Source organism: Streptosporangium saharense, from assembly GCF_014203715.1.
GTDB lineage: Bacteria > Actinomycetota > Actinomycetes > Streptosporangiales > Streptosporangiaceae > Streptosporangium > Streptosporangium saharense.
In genome coordinates this window covers 156264-178930 of record NZ_JACHJP010000009.1, presented here as the reverse complement: position 1 = coordinate 178930, position 22667 = coordinate 156264, and the positions used below count along the sequence as shown (strand labels likewise).

General features: G+C 71.7%; 25 protein-coding genes. 13 read left to right on the top strand and 12 right to left on the bottom strand.

All coding sequences use genetic code 11. The features are described from left to right. The first annotated feature begins 259 nt into the window (after nt 1-259). Nucleotides 260-1252 (top strand): DNA topoisomerase IB, encoded by a 993-nt coding sequence (locus FHS44_RS31570; protein WP_184721360.1) that lies wholly within the window; start codon nt 260-262, stop codon nt 1250-1252. Between the two features lie 88 nt (nt 1253-1340). Then, entirely contained in the window at nt 1341-2000 is a 660-nt protein-coding gene (locus tag FHS44_RS31565) for a YqjF family protein (protein WP_221461525.1), read from the top strand. A 7-nt stretch (nt 2001-2007) separates the two neighbouring features. Here the strand turns inward: FHS44_RS31565 and FHS44_RS31560 are convergent, their stop codons facing one another. After that, on the bottom strand, nt 2008-3234 hold the full coding sequence (locus FHS44_RS31560) for a PP2C family protein-serine/threonine phosphatase (protein ID WP_221461524.1): 1227 nt from the start codon (nt 3232-3234) through the stop codon (nt 2008-2010). A 345-nt stretch (nt 3235-3579) separates the two neighbouring features. Here FHS44_RS31560 and FHS44_RS31555 point away from each other — a divergent pair, with 345 nt between their 5' ends. From FHS44_RS31555 to FHS44_RS31545, 3 genes are all read left to right on the top strand, one after another. After that, the gene (locus tag FHS44_RS31555) at nt 3580-3993 is read left to right on the top strand and encodes an ArsR/SmtB family transcription factor (protein WP_184721356.1); all 414 of its coding nucleotides are present in this window, start codon (nt 3580-3582) and stop codon (nt 3991-3993) included. Further along, a complete protein-coding gene (gene arsB / locus FHS44_RS31550; protein WP_184721354.1) occupies nt 3993-5084 on the top strand; it encodes an ACR3 family arsenite efflux transporter in 1092 nt (363 codons plus the stop codon). The genes FHS44_RS31555 and arsB overlap by 1 nt, the downstream gene beginning before the upstream one ends. Before the next feature lie 61 nt (nt 5085-5145). Next, the gene (locus FHS44_RS31545) at nt 5146-5490 is read left to right on the top strand and encodes an arsenate reductase ArsC (protein ID WP_184721649.1); all 345 of its coding nucleotides are present in this window, start codon (nt 5146-5148) and stop codon (nt 5488-5490) included. A 38-nt stretch (nt 5491-5528) separates the two neighbouring features. Here FHS44_RS31545 and FHS44_RS31540 read toward each other — a convergent pair whose 3' ends face one another. The 3 genes from FHS44_RS31540 to FHS44_RS31530 form a co-directional block, all read right to left on the bottom strand. Next, a complete protein-coding gene (locus FHS44_RS31540; RefSeq protein WP_184721352.1) occupies nt 5529-5882 on the bottom strand; it encodes an ArsR/SmtB family transcription factor in 354 nt (117 codons plus the stop codon). Nucleotides 5883-5954: 72 nt separating this feature from the next. After that, on the bottom strand, nt 5955-7337 hold the full coding sequence (locus FHS44_RS31535) for an FAD-dependent oxidoreductase (protein ID WP_184721350.1): 1383 nt from the start codon (nt 7335-7337) through the stop codon (nt 5955-5957). Between the two features lie 271 nt (nt 7338-7608). Continuing rightward, nucleotides 7609-8193 (bottom strand): hemerythrin domain-containing protein, encoded by a 585-nt coding sequence (locus FHS44_RS31530; RefSeq protein WP_246436352.1) that lies wholly within the window; start codon nt 8191-8193, stop codon nt 7609-7611. 123 nt (nt 8194-8316) lie between these two features. Here FHS44_RS31530 and FHS44_RS42035 point away from each other — a divergent pair, with 123 nt between their 5' ends. Together FHS44_RS42035 and FHS44_RS31520 are read left to right on the top strand one after the other, a co-directional pair. After that, on the top strand, nt 8317-9786 hold the full coding sequence (locus tag FHS44_RS42035) for an aminotransferase class I/II-fold pyridoxal phosphate-dependent enzyme (protein WP_184721348.1): 1470 nt from the start codon (nt 8317-8319) through the stop codon (nt 9784-9786). Between the two features lie 84 nt (nt 9787-9870). Further along, the gene (locus FHS44_RS31520; protein ID WP_184721346.1) at nt 9871-10839 is read left to right on the top strand and encodes an SDR family oxidoreductase; all 969 of its coding nucleotides are present in this window, start codon (nt 9871-9873) and stop codon (nt 10837-10839) included. Nucleotides 10840-10946: 107 nt separating this feature from the next. On the opposite strand, the gene FHS44_RS31515 is transcribed toward FHS44_RS31520, so the two are convergent. Beyond that, nucleotides 10947-11501 (bottom strand): DapH/DapD/GlmU-related protein, encoded by a 555-nt coding sequence (locus FHS44_RS31515; protein WP_184721344.1) that lies wholly within the window; start codon nt 11499-11501, stop codon nt 10947-10949. Nucleotides 11502-11655: 154 nt separating this feature from the next. On the opposite strand from FHS44_RS31515, the gene FHS44_RS31510 reads away from it, so the two are divergent. Then, complete coding sequence (locus FHS44_RS31510; RefSeq protein WP_184721342.1) at nt 11656-12582, top strand: LysR family transcriptional regulator; 927 nt, start codon at nt 11656-11658, stop codon at nt 12580-12582. Between the two features lie 14 nt (nt 12583-12596). Here FHS44_RS31510 and FHS44_RS31505 read toward each other — a convergent pair whose 3' ends face one another. After that, the gene (locus tag FHS44_RS31505) at nt 12597-13850 is read right to left on the bottom strand and encodes an FAD-dependent oxidoreductase (RefSeq protein ID WP_221461521.1); all 1254 of its coding nucleotides are present in this window, start codon (nt 13848-13850) and stop codon (nt 12597-12599) included. A gap of 92 nt (nt 13851-13942) precedes the next feature. Between FHS44_RS31505 and FHS44_RS31500 the strand changes: the two genes are divergently transcribed. Beyond that, on the top strand, nt 13943-15022 hold the full coding sequence (locus FHS44_RS31500; protein WP_184721340.1) for a helix-turn-helix transcriptional regulator: 1080 nt from the start codon (nt 13943-13945) through the stop codon (nt 15020-15022). Here the strand turns inward: FHS44_RS31500 and FHS44_RS31495 are convergent. Next, nucleotides 15019-15639 (bottom strand): TetR/AcrR family transcriptional regulator, encoded by a 621-nt coding sequence (locus tag FHS44_RS31495; RefSeq protein ID WP_184721338.1) that lies wholly within the window; start codon nt 15637-15639, stop codon nt 15019-15021. The genes FHS44_RS31500 and FHS44_RS31495 overlap by 4 nt on opposite strands. Nucleotides 15640-15718: 79 nt before the next feature. On the opposite strand from FHS44_RS31495, the gene FHS44_RS31490 reads away from it, so the two are divergent. Next, nucleotides 15719-16474, top strand: coding sequence for an SDR family NAD(P)-dependent oxidoreductase (locus FHS44_RS31490; RefSeq protein ID WP_184721336.1), 756 nt, complete (start codon nt 15719-15721; stop codon nt 16472-16474). A 59-nt stretch (nt 16475-16533) separates the two neighbouring features. Here the strand turns inward: FHS44_RS31490 and FHS44_RS31485 are convergent, their stop codons facing one another. Then, nucleotides 16534-17736 (bottom strand): cytochrome P450, encoded by a 1203-nt coding sequence (locus tag FHS44_RS31485; RefSeq protein ID WP_184721334.1) that lies wholly within the window; start codon nt 17734-17736, stop codon nt 16534-16536. A gap of 42 nt (nt 17737-17778) precedes the next feature. Further along, complete coding sequence (locus tag FHS44_RS31480; protein ID WP_184721643.1) at nt 17779-18240, bottom strand: MarR family transcriptional regulator; 462 nt, start codon at nt 18238-18240, stop codon at nt 17779-17781. A gap of 185 nt (nt 18241-18425) precedes the next feature. Between FHS44_RS31480 and FHS44_RS31475 the strand changes: the two genes are divergently transcribed. From FHS44_RS31475 to FHS44_RS31465, 3 genes are read left to right on the top strand one after another with little or no spacing between them, the layout of a single operon-like run. Beyond that, complete coding sequence (locus FHS44_RS31475) at nt 18426-18974, top strand: D-glycero-alpha-D-manno-heptose-1,7-bisphosphate 7-phosphatase (protein WP_312863898.1); 549 nt, start codon at nt 18426-18428, stop codon at nt 18972-18974. Between the two features lie 10 nt (nt 18975-18984). Then, nucleotides 18985-19938, top strand: coding sequence for a glycosyltransferase (locus FHS44_RS31470; RefSeq protein ID WP_184721330.1), 954 nt, complete (start codon nt 18985-18987; stop codon nt 19936-19938). 15 nt (nt 19939-19953) lie between these two features. Next, nucleotides 19954-20562, top strand: a complete 609-nt coding sequence (locus FHS44_RS31465) for a flavodoxin family protein (protein WP_184721328.1) — start codon at nt 19954-19956, stop codon at nt 20560-20562. Here FHS44_RS31465 and FHS44_RS42030 read toward each other — a convergent pair. The 3 genes from FHS44_RS42030 to FHS44_RS31455 are packed head-to-tail and all read right to left on the bottom strand — an operon-like array spanning nt 20556 to nt 22602. Further along, nucleotides 20556-20687, bottom strand: coding sequence for a hypothetical protein (locus FHS44_RS42030; RefSeq protein ID WP_281401641.1), 132 nt, complete (start codon nt 20685-20687; stop codon nt 20556-20558). The genes FHS44_RS31465 and FHS44_RS42030 overlap by 7 nt on opposite strands. Further along, on the bottom strand, nt 20684-21718 hold the full coding sequence (gene nrfD, locus FHS44_RS31460) for an NrfD/PsrC family molybdoenzyme membrane anchor subunit (protein WP_184721325.1): 1035 nt from the start codon (nt 21716-21718) through the stop codon (nt 20684-20686). The genes FHS44_RS42030 and nrfD overlap by 4 nt, the downstream gene beginning before the upstream one ends. Next, nucleotides 21715-22602: a 4Fe-4S dicluster domain-containing protein gene (locus FHS44_RS31455; RefSeq protein ID WP_246436394.1), complete on the bottom strand. Its 888-nt coding sequence runs from the start codon at nt 22600-22602 to the stop codon at nt 21715-21717. The genes nrfD and FHS44_RS31455 overlap by 4 nt, the downstream gene beginning before the upstream one ends. Nucleotides 22603-22667 lie beyond the last annotated feature (65 nt).

Below are 22667 nucleotides of genomic sequence, written 5' to 3'. Positions count from 1 at the left end.
ACGGGCTCCGACGGCTCCGCGCCCACCTCTACCCGCCGCCCCCTGCTGAAACATCCGGGGCCTCGCATGCCGTACGGCGCGCGAGAACCAACGCGTTGAGCAGAGCTCACCAACGCGCCGATGAGACGCCCCCCGACGCCCGGTGATACAGGCGTCTGGAAAACCCCGGCCCCGGCGCCGGAGTCCTCGGCGCGCACATCGGTGGTGGAACCCGGTGGGGGTACGGCATGACGGGCTCTGTCCGGGTAGGGGGGACGGCATGCACGAACTGCGCACCAGCGATCCCGCCGAGCCCGGCATCACCCGTCGGCGTCGTGGGCGGTCCTTCTCCTACGCCTACGCCGACGGACGTCCGGTCAAGGACCGCAGGACACTCGCCAGGATCAGGGCGCTCGCGCTGCCGCCCGCGTGGCGGGAGGTGTGGATCTGCCGTGACGCGAAGGGGCACATCCAGGCCGTGGGCACCGACGCGGCCGGGCGGCGGCAGTACCGCTACCACGACACCTGGCGCGAGGAGCAGGACCGGCTCAAGTTCGCCCGGGTCACGGAGCTGGCGGAGAGGTTGCCGGACTTCCGCAAGAAGGTGCAGGCCGACCTCGACCAGCCGGGCCTGACGCGTGAGCGGGTGCTGGCCGCCGCGGCCAGGATGCTCGACGTCGGGCTGTTCCGGGTGGGCGGTGAGGCGTACGAGTCGTTCGGGCTGGCGACGATGCGGATGGAGCACGTGACCTGCTCACGTGGCCGGGTCGCCTTCCGCTACCCGGCGAAGGGCGGCAAGCTGCGCGAGGTCGAGCTGGACGACCCTGACGTGTGCGAGGTCGTCACCGCGTTGCACAGAACCGGCGCCAAGGGTGAGCTGCTGCGTTACGAGGACGACGACTCCTGGACCGACGTCCGCAGCGACGACATCAACGCCTACCTGCGTGAGCGGATGGAGACCGAGGTCAGCGCCAAGGACTTCCGCACCTGGCACGCCACGGTGTACGCCGCCGTCGGCCTGGCGGTCGCGCGGCGGGTCCGCAGCCGGGCGGGGCGCCGCAGGGCCGTCGCCCACGTCATGCGGGAGGTCGCCGCGCACCTGGGCAACACCCCCGCGGTCGCCCGCGCCTCCTACGTCGATCCCCGCGTCGTCACCGCCTACGAACGGGGCAGGACCATCCACCGGGCATTGACCGACCTCGGCGAGGCCGACGGCCCGGCCACGCACGGCGCGGCGGAACGCGCGGTCATCGACCTTCTCAAACACCCCTGAACCGGTCCATCCTGGGTAGCGATACAGGATGCGGACGACACAGCCTCCACGGGTCACCCGGCCGGTGATGTACCACGGGTGGTACCACATGACCTTCATCCACTGGCGCTACTCCCCCGCCGTGGTCCAGTCGCTGCTTCCCGACTGGCTCACGGTCCAGGAGTTCGACGGCTCCGCGTGGGTCGGTCTGACACCTTTCCTCATGGACGACGTACGGGTGCCCGGCACACCGGCCCCGCCGTGGCTGTCACGGTTCCCCGAGACGAACGTGCGCACCTACGTGCGGGACGCGCGGGGACGTGACGGCCTGTGGTTCCTGTCGCTGGACGCCGGACGCCTCCTTCCCGCTCTCGGCGGCAGGATCGGGTACGGCCTGCCGTACCACTGGTCCGACATGTCCGTGCGCGTCGAGGGTGACCGGCGTTCCTACCGCTGTCAACGCAGGCTGATCGGTCCCGTTGGGGCTCGCTGCGACGCCGACGTGGAGGTCGGCGCCCCGCTGTCCGACACCGAGCGGGACGGTCTCACCGACTTCCTCACCGAGCGCTACCGGCTCTTCACCACCGTCGGGGGCAGACCGGCCCACGCCGAGGTCGATCACCGGCCGTGGCCGCTGCGCCACGCCCGCCTGACACATCTCGACCAGGACCTCCTGCAGGCTGGAGGACTCCCCGCTCCCGAGGGCGACCCGCTCCTGTACGCCTCCCCCGGGGTGCGGGTCAGGATCGGGATGTGGAGCCTGTCCTGACGGCCGCTCAGCCGGTCAGCGCCGAGCGCAGTCCGTCCGGCCCGTCGTACCTGCGTCCCTCGGGGCCGTGCCACTCGACGATCAGGACGGTCGCGTCGTCCTGTAGCTGGCCGCCGTGATAGTCCAGCACGGCGTGGGTCAGGCGGCGCAGCGTCTCGGGCACCGGCAGGCCCGCGGCGTGGTGGCGGATGACGAAGTCGATGAACCGCCGCAACCCGAACTCCTGGGCGGTACGGCCACGGGCCTCGGTGATGCCGTCGGTGTACAGCACCACCCGGTCTCCCGGCTCCAGTTGTTCCCGGCACGGGACGACCGGCAGGTTCAGGTTCAGCCCCATGGGGTGGGCCGGGGCACAGCGCAGGGTGGTGACCCAGCGGCCGTGGCGGATCACCACCGGCGGGTGGTGGCCGCGGTTGACCCAGCGGAACAGGCCGGTGGCCGTGTCCAGGTCGGCCATGATCGCGGTGACGAACCGCGTGGCTCTGCCGAACTCGCCGATCAGGACGCGCTCGATCGCCTCGCTGTTGTCGGCCAGTCCCATGCCCTGGCGGCGGTGGTTGCGGCAGGCGGCCATCGCCAGGGTCGCGGTCAGCCCCGCGGAGGTGTCGTGGCCCATGGCGTCGAAGACGGCCAGGTGCAGGGTGTCTCCGGCGATGGCGTAGTCGAAGGCGTCCCCGCCGACCTCGTAGGCCGGTTCCATGACCGCGCCGACCGTGACCCTGCGGTTGGCGAAGGTCAGCGGCGGCATCAGGTTCCACTGCATCTCCGCGGCCACGTTCATCGGCCGGGTGCGCACCAGCCGGGCGTAGGAGTCGCTGTGGTGGCGGTAGCTGACCAGCAGCAGCGCGACCATCGAGGCCAGGTGCCGCATGGCGTCCCCGGCCGCCTGGCCGTCCTCCGGTGGCCGGACGCGCAGCACGCCCAGCCGTCCCGTGCCGTCCAGCACCGGCACCCACCAGTGGTCCACCTGCCCGTCGGCCCCGGTCTTGGCCAGCGGGCGCACCTCCTGGAAGGCGCGTCCGGCCAGGGTGGCATCGATGCGCAGCGCGTCCTCCTGCCCGGTCAGGGGCCGCAGCACCCTCTGCTGGAGGTCGGCCAGATAGATCGTCACCTCCCGCAGGCCCGCGCGGGCGGCGTACTCGTTGACCAGCGACGGCAGGCGTTCCAGCTCCGCCAGATGGCTGGCCTCCAGCAGGCCGGTCAGCATCCCCGTGACGTCGGGTGAGGAAGACATCGGCCGCCTCCTGTCCGCATCGTGGCCGGCCGCGTCAGCCTGTGGCGCCTCCCCACCGCGAGCAAATTGTCGTTGAAGAGCAGATTCCCGCATTTCACGGGAAGCAACGTCGGCCCACCCTGTCCGCCTCGGCATCCCCCCGGCACCGACCTGTACGCCCGGTGCGAAGACCACGACCATCCGTACGAGATAACCGAGGCCATGCCGTACAAACAGGAGCTCGACCGCGCCGCGGTGTGCGGGCGGATGTCGGCGGTCGCCGGAAGGAACAGCGTCCCACCCGGCGTTCCCAACAGACATAGACATCTGTCAATATAGACAGGTGTCTATTAAGGAGGGACCGGGATGGAACAGATCCTGGGGTGCAGCCCGCCGCTGACCCGTGAGCCGCTGGACGCCGGGCAGGCGGCCGGGGTGGCGCGCGTGTTCAAGGCTCTGGGCGATCCGGTACGGCTGCGCATCCTGTCGATCGTGGCCAGCCGGGCGGGCGGGGAGGTGTGCGTGTGCGACATCACCGGCGCGTTCGAGCTGTCCCAGCCGACCATCAGCCACCACCTGAAGGTGCTCAAGGAGGTCGGGCTGCTGACCTCGGAGCGGCGCGCCTCCTGGGTGTACTACCGGCTGGTGCCCGAAACCCTCGGTGAGCTTTCGGCGCTGCTGACTCCGCCCTCCAGTGAGCCCTCCAGTGAGCCCTCCAGTGAGCCCTCCAATGAGCCCTCCAATGAGCCCTCCAGTGAGCCGGTGGCGGTGTCGCGGTGATGTCGGTTCGACCCGCACCGGCCACCGCGCCACCCGGCGTGGTCGGCGCCCTGCCGAGGCTGGACCGGTTCCTGCCGGTGTGGATCGTCGCGGCCATGGCCGCCGGACTGCTCCTGGGCCGCCTGGTGCCCGGCCTGGACACCGTGCTGGACGCCGTCAGGATCGGTGAGATCTCGCTGCCGATCGCACTCGGCCTGCTGCTGATGATGTATCCGGTGCTGACCAAGGTCCGCTACGACCGTCTCGGCACCGTCACCGGCGACCGCCGCCTGCTGGTCTCCTCGCTGCTGCTCAACTGGGTGCTCGGCCCGGCGCTGATGTTCGCGCTGGCCTGGATCTTCCTGCCCGACCTGCCCGAGTACCGCACCGGGCTGATCATCGTCGGACTGGCCCGGTGCATCGCCATGGTGCTCGTCTGGAACGACCTGGCCCGCGGGAACCGGGAGGCCGCCGCCGTCCTGGTCGCCCTGAACTCGATCTTCCAGGTGATCGCCTTCGGCGCGCTGGGCTGGTTCTACCTGCGGGTGCTGCCCGGCTGGCTCGGCCTGCCGCGGTCGGCGCTGGAGGTGTCGGCCTTCGACATCGCCTTCTACGTGCTGGTCTTCCTGGGCGTCCCGCTGGCCGCCGGTTACGCCTCGCGCGAGCTAGGCGAACGCGCCCGTGGCCGCGACTGGTACGAGCGGCGCTTCCTGCCCCGCGTCGCCCCGGCCGCCCTGTACGGCCTGCTGTTCACCATCGTCGTCCTGTTCGCGCTGCAGGGCCGTACCATCACCTCCCAGCCCGGCGACGTGGCCCGCATCGCCCTGCCGCTGCTGGCCTACTTCGCGCTCATGTGGGGCGGCGGCTTCCTGACCGGCAGGGTGATCGGCCTGCCCTACGACAGGACGGCGACGCTCGCCTTCACCGCCGCCGGCAACAACTTCGAGCTGGCCATCGCGGTCGCGGTCGGCGTCTTCGGCGTCACCTCCGGCCAGGCCCTGGCCGGAGTGGTCGGCCCGCTCATCGAGGTCCCCGTCCTGGTCGCCCTGGTCCACGTCAGCCTGGCCGGCCGCCGCCTTTTCCGCACCACCGAGGAGCCGACCCGTGCCTGAGAGCGTCCCCGGCAAGCCGTCCGTCCTGTTCGTCTGCGTGCACAACGCCGGACGCTCCCAGATGGCCGCCGGTTGGCTGGCACACCTGGCCGGCGACCGGATCGAGGTCCGCTCCGCCGGGTCGCGGCCCGCCGACCAGGTCAACCCGATCGCGGTCGAGGCCATGCGCGAGGTGGGCATCGACCTCGCCGCCGCACAGCCGAAGGTCCTCACCGGCGAGGCGGTCCAGTCCTGCGACGTGGTCATCACCATGGGCTGCGGCGACACCTGCCCGATCTTCCCCGGCAAACGGTACGAGGACTGGAAACTCGACGACCCCGCCGGACAGGGCATCGAGGCCGTACGAGCGATCCGGGACGAGATCAGGGATCACGTCGTGAGGCTGGTGGCGGACCTGCTGTCCTGACGGCCACGGCGGACGATCGGATCGCGGGCCTGGCTCGGTCAGCGGGCGAACAGGGCGCCCAGCCTGTTCACCGTCTCGGGGACGATCCAGTAGTAGACCCAGGTGCCGCGCCGCTCGCCGTCGATCAGACCGGCGGTGCGCAGCACCTTCAGGTGGTGGCTGATGGTGGGCGCGGTCAGCTCGAAGGCGTCGGTCAGGTCGCACACGCACGCCTCGCCACCGGCGTGGGAGCCGATCATGGACAGCAGCCGCAGCCGGACCGGATCGGCAACCGCCTTCAGCAGCACGGCCAGTTCGGTGGCGTCGCCCTCGCTGAGCGGCTGCCGGGCGATCGGCGCGCAGCATGCCCCGGCCTGGGCGTCCTTACCGCGTGAGACGAGAGGCAAGGCCATGCGGGAGCCTCCGAGACTGACGAGTGGTTCGACGTTCGTCTAAATGATAGGCGGCGGCAGCCGAACAGCGGGTCAGCCGCAGCAGGCGCCCCGGAAGGTACCGGCGGTCGCCAGTGGCAGCGGGGCGCCCAGCAGGCCGTCGCTGACACCGGTGCGCTGTTCCTGGGCCTCGGCCAGGGTGGAGGAGCACACGCCGGTCTCGGGCAGGCTCAGCCGTACGTCACGGGCGGCCTGCCAGTCTCCGGCCAGCGCCGCGACGACCGAGCGGGCCTGCTCGTAGCCGGTGGCCAGCAGGAAGGTCGGGGCGCGGCCGTAGCTCTTGACCCCGACGGCGTAGTAACCGTCCTCCAGGTGGGCCAGCTCGTCGGCGCCGTGCGGCGGCACCGTGCCGCAGGAGTGCGCGTTCGGGTCGATCAGCGGCGCGAGCGCCCGGGTGGAGCCGAGGATCGGGTCCAGGTCGAGGCGCAGCTCGTCGGCGACAGTGTGGTCGGGGCGGTAACCGGTCGCGCTGACGATCCGGTCCGCCGTGACGCTCCGCTCGTGGCCGGACGGGTCGCGGCTGATCACCCGCACCTGCTCGCCGTCGCGTTCGACGGCGTGGGTGAAGAAGCCGGTCACCAGGCGGATGCGGCCGCTTTCGACGTGGGCGTGCAGGCGGGTGCCGAGCGCTCCCCTGGCGGGCAGGGCGTCGGCCTCGCCGCCGCCGTAGGCGCGGGCGGCGTCGCCCGCGCGGATGGCCCAGGTGATCGGGGTGTCCTCCAACTGGGCGAGGGCGAGCAGTGTGGTGGCGGCCGAGTGTCCGGCGCCGACGACCAGGACGTGCCTGCCCGCGTAGCGGTCGCGGTCGGCGCCGAGCACGTCGGGCAGCGCGTGGTCGACCAGGTCCGCCGCGTCGGCCTCGCCGTGCGCGGGCAGGCCGGACGCGCCGAGCACGTTCGGGGTGGCGTAGGTGCCGGAGGCGTCGATGACGGCGCGGGCGTGCAGTTCGCCGCCGTCGGCCAGTCGGATGAGGAACGGCGCCCGCTCGCGGCCCGCGGTGCGGACCCGGTCGTAGCCGAGCCTGCTGATCGCCGTCACCTTCGCGCCGGTGCGGACCCGGTCACCGAACAGCCTGGCCAGCGGCGCCAGATAGTCCTCGACCAGCTCGGCGCCGGTCGGCAGCCACTCCTCGTCCGGGGCGCGCCAGCCGTCGGCCTCCAGCAGGCGGCGCGCGGCCGAATCGATGTCGTACTTCCACGGGCTGAACACCCGGACGTGTCCCCACCGGTTGATCGACGCGCCCGCCCGCTCACCCGCCTCCAGCACCACGAAGTCCAGGCCCCGCTCGGCCAGGTGAGCCGCCGCGGCCAGCCCGACCGGGCCCGCGCCGACGACCACGACGGGCAGGTCATCGAGCCGTACGGCCTGGCCGCTGGGCTCCGGTTCGACGGTGGTGGGACCGCAGCATCCGCTCATGGCACTTCTCCTCATCGTTCGCGCGGGCCGTACCGGACCGCACTGTTTCGAAGTTTGTCTAAGTAGCTTCGACGGCAGGATGCCCGACAAATTAGAGGAGTGTCAAATTAGAGATATATCTAATCAGAGAGCGCGGAGCCTTGGGGGAACTCCAGGCCGGGATGGACCAGGGACAGGACACGGCGTTGGCGTGGGCGCGCATCTCGTCGGTGGCCGGGAGACCCTGCTCGCGTGACCGCCGGACGCCGGTGACACGGTGAGAGCGCGACCTCTAGTTCCTCCTGCCCAGGGCGTCGCGGATGACGTCGCGGACCCGGTCCATGATGGCGATCGGGGTGCCGACCAGCAGGTTCATGGTCGCCGACTCCACGCCGGGATGCGGGTGGGTGGGCGCCAGCGCCTCGGCCGCCTTCACCCCGGCCGCCAGCGCGCGCCGTTCCGCCTCGGTGGTGTGCGCCCGCAGGCTGGCGAACTCGTAGCGTTCCTCGGCACTCGCGTGGGCGGTCACCGCCTTGCGCAGCACGGCCAGGTTGGCCAGGAAGTCCGGATCCTCGGCCCCCGCCCTCTCCATCCGGGTGAGCAGGTGCTTGGCCTCGTTCTCCTCGGCCAACCGGTCCGCGACCACCTCCTCACCGTCGTCGATCTTGAGGCGGGCGTAGGGGTGGACGATCTCCTCCTCGGCCGTCTCGTGTACGGCCAGCAGCCGCACCAGCCGCCGGAACGGCTCGTCCCGCTCCCCCTCGGCCGCGCCCTTGACCTCGTCGAACAGGTCGCGGATCAGGGCGTGCTGCCGCAACAGCAGGTCGATCACGTCGTTCTCCCCCATGAGTTCGGGGACGGTCCGAGCCTTGCTCATCCAACTCTCCCTTCGTGTACGGCTGGCCGTACCCCCATCGGGCTCACCTATCTGCGACCCGCCACCGTCATGGGAGAACCCTGGCCGTTGTTTCCACCGCCGGACGCCGGGCACGGGCGGAACATGGACCATTCGCGGGCACCGATCCTCCAGGCCCTGGCCGCCTATCACGACAGTGACCAGCTGCCCTTCACCCCTCCGGGGCACAAGCAGGCCCGGGGCGCCGATCCGAGGGTCAGCGCGGTGCTGGGCGAGGCGGTCTTCCGCTCCGACGTGCTGGCCGTCAACGGGCTGGACGACCGCACTTCCTCGGGGAGGTTCCTGGAGGAGGCGGAGGGGCTGATGGCCGACGCGGTCGGCGCCGAACAGACCTTCTTCTCCACCTGCGGCAGCTCCCTGTCGGTCAAGGCGGCCATGCTGGCGGTCGCGGGTCCCGGCGAGAGGCTGCTGATCGGCAGGGACGCCCACAAGTCCGTCGTGGCGGGGCTGATCCTCTCCGGGACGCATCCGGTGTGGGTCGAGCCGACCTGGGACGCCGATCTGCACCTGGCCCACGCGCCCTCCCCCGAGGCGTTCGCCGACGCCTTCGCCGACCATCCCGACGCCAAGGGCGCTCTCGTGGTCACCCCCACCCCGTACGGCACCTGCACCGACCTGGCCGCCCTGGTGGAGGTGTGTCACGGGCATGACAGACCGTTGATCGTGGACGAGGCCTGGGGCGCGCATCTGCCCTTCCATCCCGATCTGCCCGTCTGGGCCATGAACGCGGGCGCGGACGTGTGCGTCACCTCCATCCACAAGATGGGCTCCGGCCTGGAGCAGAGCTCCGTCTTCCACCTCCAGGGCGATCTGGTCTCGGCGGAACTGCTCAAGGAACGCTCCGACCTGTTCAGCACCACCAGTCCGTCGGTGCTGGTCTACGCCGCGCTGGACGGCTGGCGCAGGCAGATGGTCCAGTACGGCCGCGCCCTCTACGACCGCGCTCTGGAGCTGGCCGCGACCGCGCGCTCGGACATCGCCGCCGTCGAAGGACTGCGTGTCCACGACCGTGACGACCTGTGCGGGCCCGGGCGGGCCTCCGACGCCGATCCGCTACAGGTGATCGTCGACGTCAGCGCCCTGGGCACGGGCGGCTACCAGGTCGCCGACTGGCTGCGTGAACACCACCGCGTCAACGTCGGCCTGTCCGACCACCGCAGGATCGGAGTCCAGCTGACCCACGCCGACGACGAACACACCGTCGGCAGGCTCCTCACGGCGCTGCGGGACCTGGCCGCGCACGCCGCCGACCTGCCTCCCGTCCCCGCGATCGAACTTCCCGCGCCGCGCGAGCTGCGGCTTGAGCAGGCGATGCCACCGCGTGAGGCGTTCTTCGGGCCGGTCGAGCACGTCCCCTGGCAGCGGGCCGTGGGCCGGATCACCGCGGAGCTGCTGACCCCCTACCCACCGGGGGTTCCCGCCGCGCTGCCGGGCGAGCGCCTGAACGGGGCCGTCCTGAAGTATCTGCGCGGCGGCGTCGAGGCAGGCATGGTCGTCCCCGACGCCGCCGATCCCACCGTGGAGACCATTCGTGTCGTGGCCGAGGACCGCTGAGCCGCGACGCCTCCCCCGACCCCTCGGAGAGCGGACCGACACGGACGCCGGCCTTCGCACCGGCGCTGAACACGGGAGCCGTACATGAAGATCAAAAACAGGGTCGTGGTCGTCACGGGCGCGTCCAGCGGGATCGGCAGGGCGACCGCCCTGGCCTTCGCGGGCAGGGGGGCGGTGGTCGTGCTCGCGGCCAGGAACGCGCGGGCGCTGGAACAGGCCGCGGCGGAGTGCGGGAAGCGGGGCGCCGTGGCGCTCGCCGTACCGACTGACGTGACCGACGCGGACGCCGTTGAGGAGCTGGCGCGGCGGGCGGTCGAGCGGTTCGGCCGGATCGACGTGTGGGTCAACTGCGCGGCGGTCACCCTGTTCGGCCCGTTCGCCGAGGTGCCTCTTGAGGACTTCCGCCGTGTGCTGGACGTCAACGTCATGGGATACGTGCACGGCGCCCGCTCGGCGCTGCCCCGGCTGCGAGAACAGGGCGAGGGCGTCCTGGTGAACGTCTCCTCGGTCGCCGGGGTGGTCCCGCAGCCCTACACCCACGCCTACGGCATGTCGAAACACGCCGTACGGGCCCTGGGCACGAGCCTGCGGCAGGAGCTACGCCTTGAGGGGGCGCGGAAGGTGAAGGTGTGCACGGTCATGCCCGCCGCCGTGGACACGCCCATCTTCCAGCACGCGGCCAACTACAGCGGGCGCAGGGCACTGGCGATGCCGCCCGTCTACTCCGCGGAACGGGTGGCGCACACGATCGTCGGCCTGGTGCGGTCGCCGCGCGGGGAGATCGTCGTCGGGCCGATGGGCCGCAACCTGATCAGACAGTTCAAGCTCGCTCCCCGGCTCACCGAACGGGTGGTGGCCACGCAGGTGGACCGCGGCCACCTGTCGAGGAAGGAGGCGCAGGCCGCCACCTCGGGCAACCTGTACCGGCCCGTTCCCGGACCGGGATCGGTTGCGGGAGGCTGGCACGGCAGGCGCAGGACCGCGGTGCGCCGCACACTCACCGTGGCGGCCCTGGCCGGGGTCGGCGCGGCCGCCTGGCTGGCGACGCGGTGACCTGAGCGCGGGAGTCGCGGACCGGCCCGTGCCGCCGCGGGCGGCCTCTGGCCTTGGCCCTGTGCGTCGTCCGGCCCGGCCCGGTGGTTCGCCGGGGTCGTCGGCTCTCAGGCTCGGTCGTTCCACTGTTTGCGCGCGAACGCGGCCGGTCCGGTCACCAGGGTGTTGGGGGGAACGTCCTTCGTGACGACGGCTCCGGCGCCGACCACGGCGCCGCGTCCGATCGTGACACCGGGGAGAACCGTCACCGCCGCGCCGAGCCAGGCGTCGGCTTCGATCGTGATGGGTGCCCGGGTGATGAACTCGCTTCGCTCGATCGCCGCGAGGGGGTGGTCGGAGGAGACGAGGTTGGTCTTCGGGCCGATCAGGACGCCGTCGCCCAGGTGGATGCCGCCCTGGTCCAGGAAGGTGCAGCCCTGGTTGACGAAGACGTGCTCGCCGAAGTCGATGCCGAGCCCGTGGTCGGTGTAGAAGGGCGGATAGACGGTGACGGAGGCGGGGACCCGCCTGCCGACGATCTCGGACAGCAGGGCCGCGCGGGCGGCCTTGTCATCGAAGGGCAGAACGTTGAGCCGTGACGTGAGCGTGGTCACGTGCTCGATCCGCTCGGCCACCCGCGCGAACTCGGGGGTGCGGACGTAGAGACGACCCTGGTCAGGCATGAGGGTTCCTTACGACGGGGTGTGGCCGTTGGACGGCGACGGCCAATCAACCGAAGGTTGACCGAAGTCATCAAAGCGATCGACACACACCGGGATCAAACAACGATCACGCCCGCAAGGATCAACGTTTGGTTGTCCACCTAGGATGGGCCGCATGGACGTCGTGGTCGTGCGCACCTTCGTCGCCATCGTGGACGCGGGACAGTTCCAGGAGGCCGCCGCCGATCTGTCGATCACGCCGCAGGCCGTGTCCAAGCGCGTCGCCGCGCTGGAGAAGGAGCTCGGTGTCCGGCTCTTCACCCGGGACGCCCGCGGAGCGCGGCTCACCATCGACGGGCAGGCGTTCCTGCCGCACGCCCGGACCTTCCTCCACTCCGCCGAGCGCGCCGTCGCGGCCGTACGGCCAGGCCGTCGGGCACTGCGCGTCGACGTGATCGGCCGCCAGCTCTCCCTGGCGGGACTGCTGCGCGGCTTCCATCGCGCCCATCCCGAGATCGAGCTGGACGTCGTGACGCTGTTCGACTCCGACGCGGCCATCGCCGCGGTCCGGGACGGGACGATCGACGCGACGTTCCGCGCCGTGACGATACCGGGCAGGTCGCTGCCCCGCGACGTGGAGGCGACTCCCGTCTTCGACGAACCGTTGCACCTGTTCACCGGACCACGGCACGAGTTCGCGAACGCCCCCGCGCTCACTCCCGCCCAGCTCGCCGGACGACGGATCTGGATGCCCGGCAACCTGCCCGGCACCGAGTGGGCCGCCTACTACGACGAACTCGCCGCCACCTTCGGCGTCGTCATCGACTCGGTCGGCCCGGACTTCGGCATCGAGCCCCTGCTCGACACCATCGCCGGTTCCACGACGCTGGCCACCTTCGTCAGCGAGCAGACCCCCCTGGTGTGGCCCGCCGCCCACGACCTGCGCCGTATCCCCCTCGAAGACCCGACCCCGCTCTACCCCCACTCACTGATCTGGCACGCCCACAACCCCCATCCCTCCCTGACCGCCCTGCGTCGCCACCTCGTCGCCGCGTATCCCGGCCGTCCCGGCAGCGGCGTCTGGACACCGGGACACGCCTGAACCGACGATCGGGTTCAGCGCCGACGCCGGAGCCCGCCGACCGCCGCGATCACCGGGGCCGCCGTGGCGGTGACCACCGCGCCCAGCGGGGTGTCGGTGGCCAGGATCCAGCGGACGGTCCGCATGGCCGAGACGAGGATCTCGCTGCCGCGCACCCGCATGCCCGCCTCGAACCGGCTGACGGCCACGGACAGGGTGCAGGAGCCGTCGGTGACCTCACGCAGGTGGGTGAGCAGGCTGGCGGCGTCGCGGATGGCGGCGCCCGCTCCCATACCGGCGGTCGGCGGGGTGGCGTGCACGGCGTCGCCCAGGGCGGTGACGCGACCGGCGGGCCAGGGAGCGAGGTCCCGCGCCCGTGAGGAGGCGGCGTTGAAACGGAACGCGGCGACGCTGCCGGGGTCGGTCCTGGCCATGACCTCAAGCGGGCGTTCTCCCCATCCCTGGCGGCGGAACCTGGCCAGGATCGCGTCCAGCAGTTCCGCCCCGCGAAGTCCGCGTATCGAGTCGGTCTCGGCGGACTCGGGGAACATGGCGCCCCAGATGTAGGTGGGGCCGGTCGTGATCGCGGCACGTCGGCCGGGGGCGTCGAGGACGGCGTTGCCCACGGGGTCGAGGAAGCCGACGTAGAGTGCCGCGCCCCGGGGAGCGATGACCATTCCCGACCGCGTTCCGAGGCGCCGCCGCTCCAGCGGGCTCAGGTTCTCGGCCGCCGTCCTGCCGGAGAAGCCGACGATCCTGGCGGGTGCGCTCGTCGGGCCACCGGCGAGGTGCCGGGAGACCAGCGAGTGGGCACCGTCCGCCCCCACCAGCAGGTCACACCGATGGATCGACCCGTCGGCGAGAACGACCCGCGGTGTGCCGTCGTCGGCGTGTCCGAGGCCGGTGACCGTCCGCCCCAGGTGGAGATCCTCGCCGACCGCGTCGGCGAGGAGGGACCGCAACGTGATGCGGTCGATGTCCACGCTCGGGCTGTCGTCCAGTCGCGGCCCGTGGCCCAGGAGGCGGCCTTGCCGGTCCCAGAAAGCGTCCGGGTCGCGTAGCCGGAGCGCCGACGAGGAGGCCAGCAGCCGTTCGACGGTCTCCGGCGGGACGAGTCGGCGCAGGGCTTCCTGGGCCCGTCCGTCGAGGGTGATGTGGTAACCCCCGGTTGCCGTGACGTCGGTGTCCCGTTCGAGAACCGTGACGTCGAACCCCTGTCGGCGCAGTCCCGCGGCCAACGCCAGACCACCGATTCCGCCCCCGACGACGATGACACGCACCCTGACCACGACTCCCTTTTGGCTTGCCGACAAGGTCGTACCGGACACGGTGCCGCCGGTGGTGGACACCGGATGGCCGTCATCGGACGCATCATGGGCGGGTGGCCGACACCTCACGACGCGCGCTGCGCCTGCTGTCGTTGCTCGCGACTCCCCGATGCTGGTCGCTGGGCGAGCTCGCCTCCCGGCTGGAGGTCAGCGAACGCACCGTGCGCCGTGACATCGAGACCCTGCGGGCCCTCGACTACCCCGTCGTCACCGTCCACGGCCCGGCGGGCGGGTACCAGCTGGGCGCCGGGCACACCCTGCCGCCCCTGCTGTTCGACGACGAGCAGGCGCTCGCGATCGCGGTGGCCCTGCAGACCGCGCCCAGCAGCGTCTTCGGGCTCGGCGAGGACGCGAGACGCGCCCTGAACACCATCGAACGCGTCATGCCGGCCAGGCTGCGGACGGCCATGGAGTCGCTGCACGTGACCAGCCTGCGGAACCACTGGGAGTTCCCGGCGCCCCCCATCGGTTCGGAAAGGCTCAGGGCCGCCGGAGGCGCGGTGCGCCACCGCCACCTCCTGATCGTCGAGACGCTGAGGGCCGACGGCACCCGCCCGGCCCCGGGCGACGACGACTTCGCCCCCGCCCGCCGGATCGAACCCCATCACCTGGTGGTCTGGGCCGGACGGTGGTATCTCGTCTCCTGGGACGTCGCCGACGGCGGCTGGCGGGTGCGCCGCCTCGACCGCCTCCACCTGCACCCGCCCACCGGCCTCCCCTTCACGCCCAGGGACCTGCCCGGCGGTGACGTCGCACGCTTCGTCATGACCAGCCACGACCGCGGCGACACCTCCGCCGCCTGGGAGTGCGTCGGTACGGCACGCCTGAACCTGCCCGCCGAGACCGTCGCACGCTGGGCACCCGGCGGATCGGTCGTCGAGCACCTCGGCCCGGACCACTGCCGCCTGACGATCGGGGCGTGGTCCTGGGCGGGTGTCGCCGGGCTCCTCGCCACCTTCGACGCCGATCTGGACCACGTGACACCCGTCGAGCTGAGACGAGCCTGTCGTCGGCTCGTGCGCAGGTGGCGAGCGGCCGCGACCGGCTCCGCCCCGCCCACGCCACCGAGCTCGTCCAGCGTGATCCGGTACGGCTTGGCCGGTGGTGTCCACGAACGGCCAGAAGGGGGCTAGCGGTGCTCCGGCGGTGGGACCGGCCAGGCTTTGAGGGCGAGTTCGACGACCGGGCGTAGGCCCTCGGCGGGCACGCCGTCGGCCGTCCGCTGTGACAGGCCCTGGATGACGGCCCCGAAGTACTGGGCCAGGGCCCGGGTGTCGACGGAGGCCGGTAGTTCGCCCGCGCGGACTGCCTCGTCGAACCGGGCCGCGAAGACGGCGATGTTGGCGTTGCGGATGTCGCGCAGGAAGGCCTCGATGTCGGCGTCCCTCGGGTTGACGTTGGTGGCCGAACGGATGATCAGGCAGCCCGCGGGGTGGGACGGGTCGGTGTAGATCTCGACGGCCTCGCGCAGGATGCGGGAGAAGGCGCCGTATGCGGTGGGCTCCTCGCGCAGGGCGAGACCCGCGAAGTTCGCGGGCTCCGACCTCTGGTAGGCGAGGACGGCCTCCTTGAACAGGGTCTTCTTGTCGACGAAGGCCGCGTAGAGGCTCGCGGGCCGGATGTTCATCGCCGCCGTCAGGTCGCTGATGGAGGTGGCCTCGTAGCCGCGCTCCCAGAACAGGCGGACGGCCGCGGTCAGCGCCTTGTCACGGTCGAAGGTACGGGGACGGCCACGGCGGCTCTCGGTCATGCCGCAAATTCTAGAGCACTCACTCAAAAATCTGTGCTACCGTTTTTTTGAGCAATCACTCAACAAAAGGAGGGCCGTCATGGGGCGTCTCACGGACAAGGTCGCGCTGGTCACCGGGGGCAGCCGGGGCATCGGGCGGGCCGTCGCGCGACGGCTGGCGGACGACGGGGCCACCGTCGTGCTGACCTACGCGCGGGACAGCGCCGCGGCGGAGGAGACCGTCAGGAGCATCGAGAAGGACGGCGGGCGGGCAATCGCCCTCCACGCCGAGCTGGGCGAGCACGGCGACGCCGCGGCGCTGTGGGCGGCCTTCGACGCCGCGACCGGTAACGCCAAAGTGGACATCCTGGTCAACAACGCCGCGATCGCGAGCAGCTCCGATCTCACCGCGCTCACCGAGGAGGAGTTCGACAGGGTGTTCGCGGTGAACGTCCGCGCGCCGTTCTTCGTCGTCCAGCACGCGCTGGGCCGCCTCAACGACGGCGGCCGGGTCATCAACATCTCCAGCGGCGCGTCCAGGATCGCGCTGCCCGGCGTGATCGCCTACAGCTCGACCAAGGGCGCGCTGGACACCTTCACCCTCAACCTCGCCAAGGTGCTCGGCCCGCGTCAGATCACCGTCAACTCGGTAGCGCCGGGGATCATCGACACCGACGCCAACGCCTCCTGGCTGCGCGGCAACCCCGCGGCGTGGGAGCGCTCGGCCGCCCTCTCGACGTTCGGCCGGGTCGGCACCCCGGAGGACGTCGCCGGTGTCGTGGCCTTCCTCGCCTCCGACGACGCCCGCTGGGTGAGCGGGCGGGTCGTGGACGTCACCGGCGGCTCAAGTCTGTGACGGCGCACCGGGGCCCCGGTCACGCACGGCCGAGGCCCGGCGCCCGCCGTACGGGATGACTATCCCCGCAGGAGCGGGAGGCGGCGCACTCCCGTCAGGGAGGGCGCGGAGATGAGCTGGACGGGGTCGTCCGGGTCGGTGCGCAGGGTGCCGAACCGGTCGAGCAGGATGTCCAGCGCGACCCGTCCCTCAAGCCGGGCCAGCGGCGCGCCCAGGCAGAAGTGGATGCCGCGGCCGAATCCGAGGTGCGGGTTGGGGTCGCGGCCCGGGTCGAAGACGTCGGGGTCGGGGAACTGGCGCGGGTCCCGGTTGGCCGCCGCGAGCCAGATCATGATCATCTGGTCGGCCGGGAGCGTCACGCCGCCCAGCTCGGTCTCGCGGGTGGTGGCGCGGCCGAGGAGGGCGAAGGGGGTCAGGAACCGGATCGCCTCCTCGATGACGTCCGGGATCGTGGAACGGTCGGCGCGCACCCCGGCCTGCCGCTCGGGGAAGGCGTCCAGGCACAGCACCGTGTTGCCGAGCAGCATCGTCGTGGTGATGTGTCCCGCCAGCAGCAGGACGATCGCGAAATTGACCACCTGGTCGTCGGGCAGGCGCTCGCCGTCCACCTCGGCCTCGACCAGCCGGGTGAGCAGGTCGGCGCGCGGCCTGCGCCTGCGCTCGGCCGCGTGGGAGGCGAGGTAGGTGGTCATCTCCTTCCACGGCTTCATCGTGGCCTCAAGGTCCGCCCTGCGCTCGTCCTCGGACTGGTTGAGCGAGATCTCGGCGTCCCGCTGGAACAGTGCGTCGGCCCACCGCTTGAACAGGGCGCGGTCGCCGCTGGGCACGCCGAGCAGCTCGGCGATGACCGTGACCGGCAGCGGGTAGGCCAGGTCGCGCACCAGCTCGAACGTGTCCTGCTCGCGGGCCTCGTCGAGCAGTTCGTGGGTGAGCTCGGCGATCCTCGGTTCGAGGTCCGCCACGACCTTGCGGGTGAAGGCGCTGCTGACCAGCTTGCGTAGTTTGCCGTGCTCCGGCGGGTCGATCTGGGTGATGAAGCCGTCCAGCGAGAAGTCGTCGCCGGGCACCATGTTCTTGGGGAGCACACGCATGGTGTCTGAGGAGTAGGTCACGGGGTCACCGAGAACCTCCTGCACCTCCGGATAGCCGTAGACGTTCCACAGCCCGGTTCGGGTGTCGAACTCGACCGGCGGGCCCGATCGGGGGCCGTGCAGCCAGAAGAGCTGTTTGGGGATGTCGTACCGTTCGACGATGCCGGACATCGCCTCTCCTTGGTTGAGGATCCCTCTGTTGGTTGGTGTACGTCAGGACGACCTCTCGCGGTACTCCTTCCAGCGGTCGAGCATTCCCTCCCCGTCCCGCAGGGCGAAGGCGAAGAAGTCGCGGGTCTCCTGCAGCCGGTCGCGTCGGCCCGGCCGGTCGTCGCCGAGGATCGACAGCCCGAGGTCGAACGTGTCGAGGCTCTGCCTGACGACGGCCAGTTGGACCCGCATGACCTCGGCCCATCCGCCACTGACCGTCCGGTAGCGGTGCTCGCGGGTGGCGGTGGGAACGCGTTCCACCATCCCGCTCAGCTCAAGCTGCCTGGCGGTCGTGCTGACCGCGGTCTTGCTCACCCCGAGGTCCGCCGCCAGTTCGGTGAGGGACCGGTCGGGCGGGTCGCAGATCATGAGCCACGCGTGCAGGCGGCCCATCGTGCGCGTCCCTCCAAGACGCTCCATGATCAGCCCCATGCGATCGACGAACTCCGTCTCCGAAGGGTCCACTCGCGCCAACTCCGCAATTATCGTCAAGTACGTACTTTACGAAGTGTACGCCTCGTTCCGACAGGCGTGAAGGCCATATGTCGATATCCCTGTCAACGGCGGGAAACACACCGTTTGTTTGTCCTGGCCGGGGATAGCTCATGGGTCTGTCCGGGGGAGGTTCTCGGGGAAGCCCGTCCTTGGAGGTGCCGTTGGCCGTCCCCCGTCCAGCCGCCGTCCTGTTCGACCGTGACGGCACGCTGATCGCCGACGTTCCCTACAACGCCGATCCGTTTCGCGTACGGCCGATGCCCAAGGCCCGCCGTGCACTCGACCTGTTGCGTGGGGCGGGTGTGCCCGTCGGGGTGGTCACCAACCAGTCGGGGGTGGCCAGGGGGCTCTTCGGCGTGCGGGAGCTGCGCGCGGTGAACGCTCGGGTCGAGGAGCTTCTCGGCCCGTTCGACGTGTGGGAGGTCTGCCCCCACGGCGAGGACGACGGATGCGGCTGCCGCAAGCCCGCCCCCGGGCTCGTCCTGCGGGCGGCGGCGGCCCTCGGGGTGGACGCGCGTGACTGCGTGGTCATCGGGGACATCGGGCGTGACATGGAGGCCGCCCGCGCCGCGGGGGCGCGCGGCATCCTCGTTCCCACCCCGGTCACCCTGCCCGGGGAGGTGGCCGCGGCGGCGGAGGTCGCCACCGATCTTCTCGCCGCCGCCACCCGGGCGCTGCGACCCCCATTTCGCGACGAATCGTAGAGGAGCCGACGTGAGAATCCTGCTGTGGCACGTGCACGGCTCCTGGACCACCGCGTTCGTCCAGGGTGACCACGACTATCTGGTGCCGCTCGTGCCCGGCAGGGGCCCCGACGGACGCGGCCGGGCGCGGACCTTCCCCTGGCCGGAGCCGGTGCGCGAGGTCGCCTGGGACCGGCTGCGCGAGGAGGAGGTCGACCTGGTCGTCCTGCAGCGGCCGCACGAACTCGACCTCGCGGAACAGTGGCTCGGCCGCCGTCCCGGGCGGGACGTGCCCGCCGTCTACGTCGAGCACAACACCCCCGTCGGCGACGTCCCGCGCACCCGGCACCCCCTCGCCGGGCGGTCCGACGTTCCCGTCGTCCACGTGACGCACTTCAACGACCTGTTCTGGGACTGCGGCCTGGCGCCGACCCACGTGATCGAGCACGGCGTCGTGGACCCCGGTCACCTCTACACCGGTGAGGTGCCGCACGCGGGCGTCGTCGTCAACGAGCCCGTCAGGCGGGAACGGGTCGCCGGGACCGACCTGCTCCCCGTCTTCGCGGCAGCCGTACCGCTCGACGTCTTCGGTATGAAGGTCACCGGCCTGCCGGAGGCGCTGGGCGTGTCCACGGGGACGTTCGAGGACCTGCCCCAGCGGGCGATGCACGCCGAGCTGGCCCGGCGCCGTGTCTACCTGCATCCCTACCGGTGGACCTCGCTCGGTCTGTCCCTCATCGAGGCCATGCTGCTCGGCATGCCCGTCGTGGCGCTGGCCACCACCGAGGCCGTCGAGGCCGTGCCCGCGGGGGCCGGGGTGATCTCGACCCGCGTCGCCACCCTGACCGCCGCCCTTGAGTCCTTCGCCACCGACCCGGCCCTCGCGGGGCGGACGGGCGAGGCCGCCAGGACAGCCGCCCTCGCGCGGTACGGCCTGGCCCGATTCCTGGCCGACTGGGACCTCCTGCTCGGCAAGACCGCCTGACCGAAAGGACATCCCGTGCGAGCGCTGGTGCTGAACTGCACGTTGAAGGCCTCACCCGAGCCCTCGAACACCGAGAAACTGGCCCGGGTGGTGATCGACGCCCTGCGCGAACGGGGGGTCGAGGTCACGGAGCTGCGCCTGGCCGACCTCGTCATCCCGCCCGGCGTGGTCACCGACCTGGAGGACGGCACCGACCAGTGGCCCACGGTCCACGCCAGGCTGCTGGAGTCGCGGATCCTGGTGGTGGCCACCCCGACCTGGGTCGGCAGGCCGTCCTCGCTCGCGCAGCGGATGCTGGAGCGGATGGACGCCATGATCTCCGAGACCGACGACGAGGGCCGTCCCGTGGCCTACAACCGGGTCGCCGGGGTCCTGGTCACCGGCAACGAGGACGGCGCGCACCACGTCATCTCCGAGATCGCCGGTGGGCTCGGGGACATCGGCTACACCGTCCCCGGCCAGGCCTGGACGTACTGGAACCGTGGCCCCGGGCCGGGCCCCAGCTACGGCGAGACCGACGAGGGGCACGAGTGGTCGGCGAAGACCGGGCGGGCGATGGCCGCCAACCTGCACGCCGTCGCCCACGCCCTGGCCGTCACCCCGATAGGCCCGCCGCCTCAGTGACCGTCCCGCTCACCCCGACGTGTCCCGGTCGGAACCGCCCGCCCGGGACGCCCGGCCAGCCAGGAGGCGAGGCAGGTGACCGCGACGGCGGTCGCGAACGGCAGGTAGCTCACGATCTTCCTCACGGGTGGCTCTCCTCCCCCAGCCTGGCGCGTTGCGGTTCCACGGTGTACTTCGGGTCGCGGGCGGAGGCCATCCCCGCCTGGAAGACGCCGAAGCGGACGCAGATCGAACCGGCGAGCACCGCGGCACCGGCCAGCGCCGCCGCTCCCCTGCTCCGGCGTCCCGCGGTCTGTGAGACCAGGGCCCCGGTGAGGGACAGCGCCTCCCCCAGGCGCATCAGCAGGCCGCCCCTGCCACGTTTGAGCGGCTCGGCGACGAGGGGGCCGAGCCGCCGTTCCATCAGCTTGGCCGCGGCGTACTCGGTCACGACACCGACCAGGACCGCGCGCCGCGCGGGCCCGGTCTCCTCAAGAGGGGCGGCCAGCAGGCCGAGGGCACCGGCTGAGGCGACCGCCGATCCGGCGAACAGCAGCGGCAGCTCCCGGTGGGCGTCGTGCCACACCGGGACCGCGGTGTCGGAGACGAGCACGGCGGTGTAGGTCGCGACCGCGGGGCCGGTCAGCGCGGCGCCGAGGGCCGCGATCCTGCCCAGCCGGGGAAAACGGCCGGTGACCGAGGTCAGGGCCGCCAGACCGGCCTGCGGGCCGTACACGGTGAGGATCCAGGTGCCCACGCTCATGGGGGAGGTCACCTTGAGCACCCGGAGCATGTTGACGAAGCGCTCCGGCCGCCCGAGGTCGTGGATCAGGGCGTACATCGAGCCGCCCAGGGCGCACACGGCGCCGACCTTCCCCGCGCGTGCCAGGTGGGGGCGGCCGGTGAGCTCGGCGGCGGCGGCCAGGGTCGAGGAGGCACCGGCCAGGCCGCCGAGGAAGAGGTAACCGGCGATGTCGTGGGCCTCCCACGTCGGCTCGTTGAGCACCGGCAGCCCGTAGTAGGAGCGGAACTCGGCCCTGGGCACCATGAGCCGCTCGCCGCGTCCCGGCCCCCGGCGACGGCCCGCGGAGCCGACCACGGCCTCCCGTTCCGGCCGCAGCCGGGGGTCGTCGTCCATCCGGACATCGGTCTGGCTCGCGTCGTCCCTGACGGTCATCTCCTGCTCCCCCAACTCACCGCGGCGAGTACGGCCAGCAGCGCGCCTGCCGCGACGGCGGCGTGCCTCCACATCGAGGGCAGGTCACGGGTGGTGACCACGGGGTCGGGCGGCAGGCCGTACACCTCGGGCTCGTCGAGCAGCAGGAAGATCGAGCCGGTGCCGCCGACCCCGTCGTCCGGGTCGTGCCCGTACAGCCGCGCGGACCCCACCCCCGCGTCGTGGAGCTGCGCGAGTCTGCGGGCCGCGCGCTCGCGCAGCTCCTCCACCTCGCCGAACTGGATGGAGTCGGTCGGGCAGGTCTTGGCGCACGCGGGTTCCTGGCCGACCCCGAGGCGGTCGTAGCACAGCGTGCACTTCCAGGCCCGGCCGTCGTCCTCGCGCTTGCCGATGACCCCGAACGGGCAGGCGGGGACGCAGTAGCCGCAGCCGTTGCAGACGTCCTCCTGCACCACGACGCTGCCGAACTCGGTGCGGAACAGCGCCCCGGTCGGGCAGACGTCGAGGCAGGCGGCGTGGGTGCAGTGTTTGCACACGTCGGAGGCCATCAGCCAGCGGAAGTCCATGTCGGGCACCCCGCCGACCTGGCCGTCCCCGGGCCCGGACGCGGGCATGCCCAGCGAGACCGGGGTGCGGGTGTGGGCCCGTTCGACGGTGGGCCCCGGCACGTCCACGACGGTCAGCCCGGACTCCTGACCGCCCAGCCCGCGCGGCTGTTCGACGAAGGCGACATGGCGCCAGGTGTCGGCGCCGAGCCCGACTGTGTTGTCGTAGGACATCGCGGTGAAGTTCAGGCCGTCCTCGGGGACGGCGTTCCACTCCTTGCAGGCCACCTCGCACGCCTTGCAGCCGATGCAGACGCTGGTGTCGGTGAAGAAGCCCATCCGTTCCGGCGGGTCGGGGTAGCCGCTCGACGCGGCGGGGTCCTGTGTCTCGGCGAGCCCCCGGT

Bases quoted from the DNA above. Each gene is read 5' to 3' on its own strand.
- FHS44_RS31570 (WP_184721360.1), top strand. From the start codon at position 260: ATGCACGAACTGCGCACCAGCGATCCCGCCGAGCCCGGCATCACCCGT.
- FHS44_RS31565 (WP_221461525.1), top strand. From the start codon at position 1,341: ATGACCTTCATCCACTGGCGCTACTCCCCCGCCGTGGTCCAGTCGCTG.
- FHS44_RS31560 (WP_221461524.1), bottom strand. From the start codon at position 3,234: ATGTCTTCCTCACCCGACGTCACGGGGATGCTGACCGGCCTGCTGGAG.
- FHS44_RS31555 (WP_184721356.1), top strand. From the start codon at position 3,580: ATGGAACAGATCCTGGGGTGCAGCCCGCCGCTGACCCGTGAGCCGCTG.
- arsB (WP_184721354.1), top strand. From the start codon at position 3,993: ATGTCGGTTCGACCCGCACCGGCCACCGCGCCACCCGGCGTGGTCGGC.
- FHS44_RS31545 (WP_184721649.1), top strand. From the start codon at position 5,146: ATGGCCGCCGGTTGGCTGGCACACCTGGCCGGCGACCGGATCGAGGTC.
- FHS44_RS31540 (WP_184721352.1), bottom strand. From the start codon at position 5,882: ATGGCCTTGCCTCTCGTCTCACGCGGTAAGGACGCCCAGGCCGGGGCA.
- FHS44_RS31535 (WP_184721350.1), bottom strand. From the start codon at position 7,337: ATGAGCGGATGCTGCGGTCCCACCACCGTCGAACCGGAGCCCAGCGGC.
- FHS44_RS31530 (WP_246436352.1), bottom strand. From the start codon at position 8,193: ATGAGCAAGGCTCGGACCGTCCCCGAACTCATGGGGGAGAACGACGTG.
- FHS44_RS42035 (WP_184721348.1), top strand. From the start codon at position 8,317: ATGGACCATTCGCGGGCACCGATCCTCCAGGCCCTGGCCGCCTATCAC.
- FHS44_RS31520 (WP_184721346.1), top strand. From the start codon at position 9,871: ATGAAGATCAAAAACAGGGTCGTGGTCGTCACGGGCGCGTCCAGCGGG.
- FHS44_RS31515 (WP_184721344.1), bottom strand. From the start codon at position 11,501: ATGCCTGACCAGGGTCGTCTCTACGTCCGCACCCCCGAGTTCGCGCGG.
- FHS44_RS31510 (WP_184721342.1), top strand. From the start codon at position 11,656: ATGGACGTCGTGGTCGTGCGCACCTTCGTCGCCATCGTGGACGCGGGA.
- FHS44_RS31495 (WP_184721338.1), bottom strand. From the start codon at position 15,639: ATGACCGAGAGCCGCCGTGGCCGTCCCCGTACCTTCGACCGTGACAAG.
- FHS44_RS31490 (WP_184721336.1), top strand. From the start codon at position 15,719: ATGGGGCGTCTCACGGACAAGGTCGCGCTGGTCACCGGGGGCAGCCGG.
- FHS44_RS31485 (WP_184721334.1), bottom strand. From the start codon at position 17,736: ATGTCCGGCATCGTCGAACGGTACGACATCCCCAAACAGCTCTTCTGG.
- nrfD (WP_184721325.1), bottom strand. From the start codon at position 21,718: ATGACCGTCAGGGACGACGCGAGCCAGACCGATGTCCGGATGGACGAC.
- FHS44_RS31455 (WP_246436394.1), bottom strand. From the start codon at position 22,602: ATGGGCTTCTTCACCGACACCAGCGTCTGCATCGGCTGCAAGGCGTGC.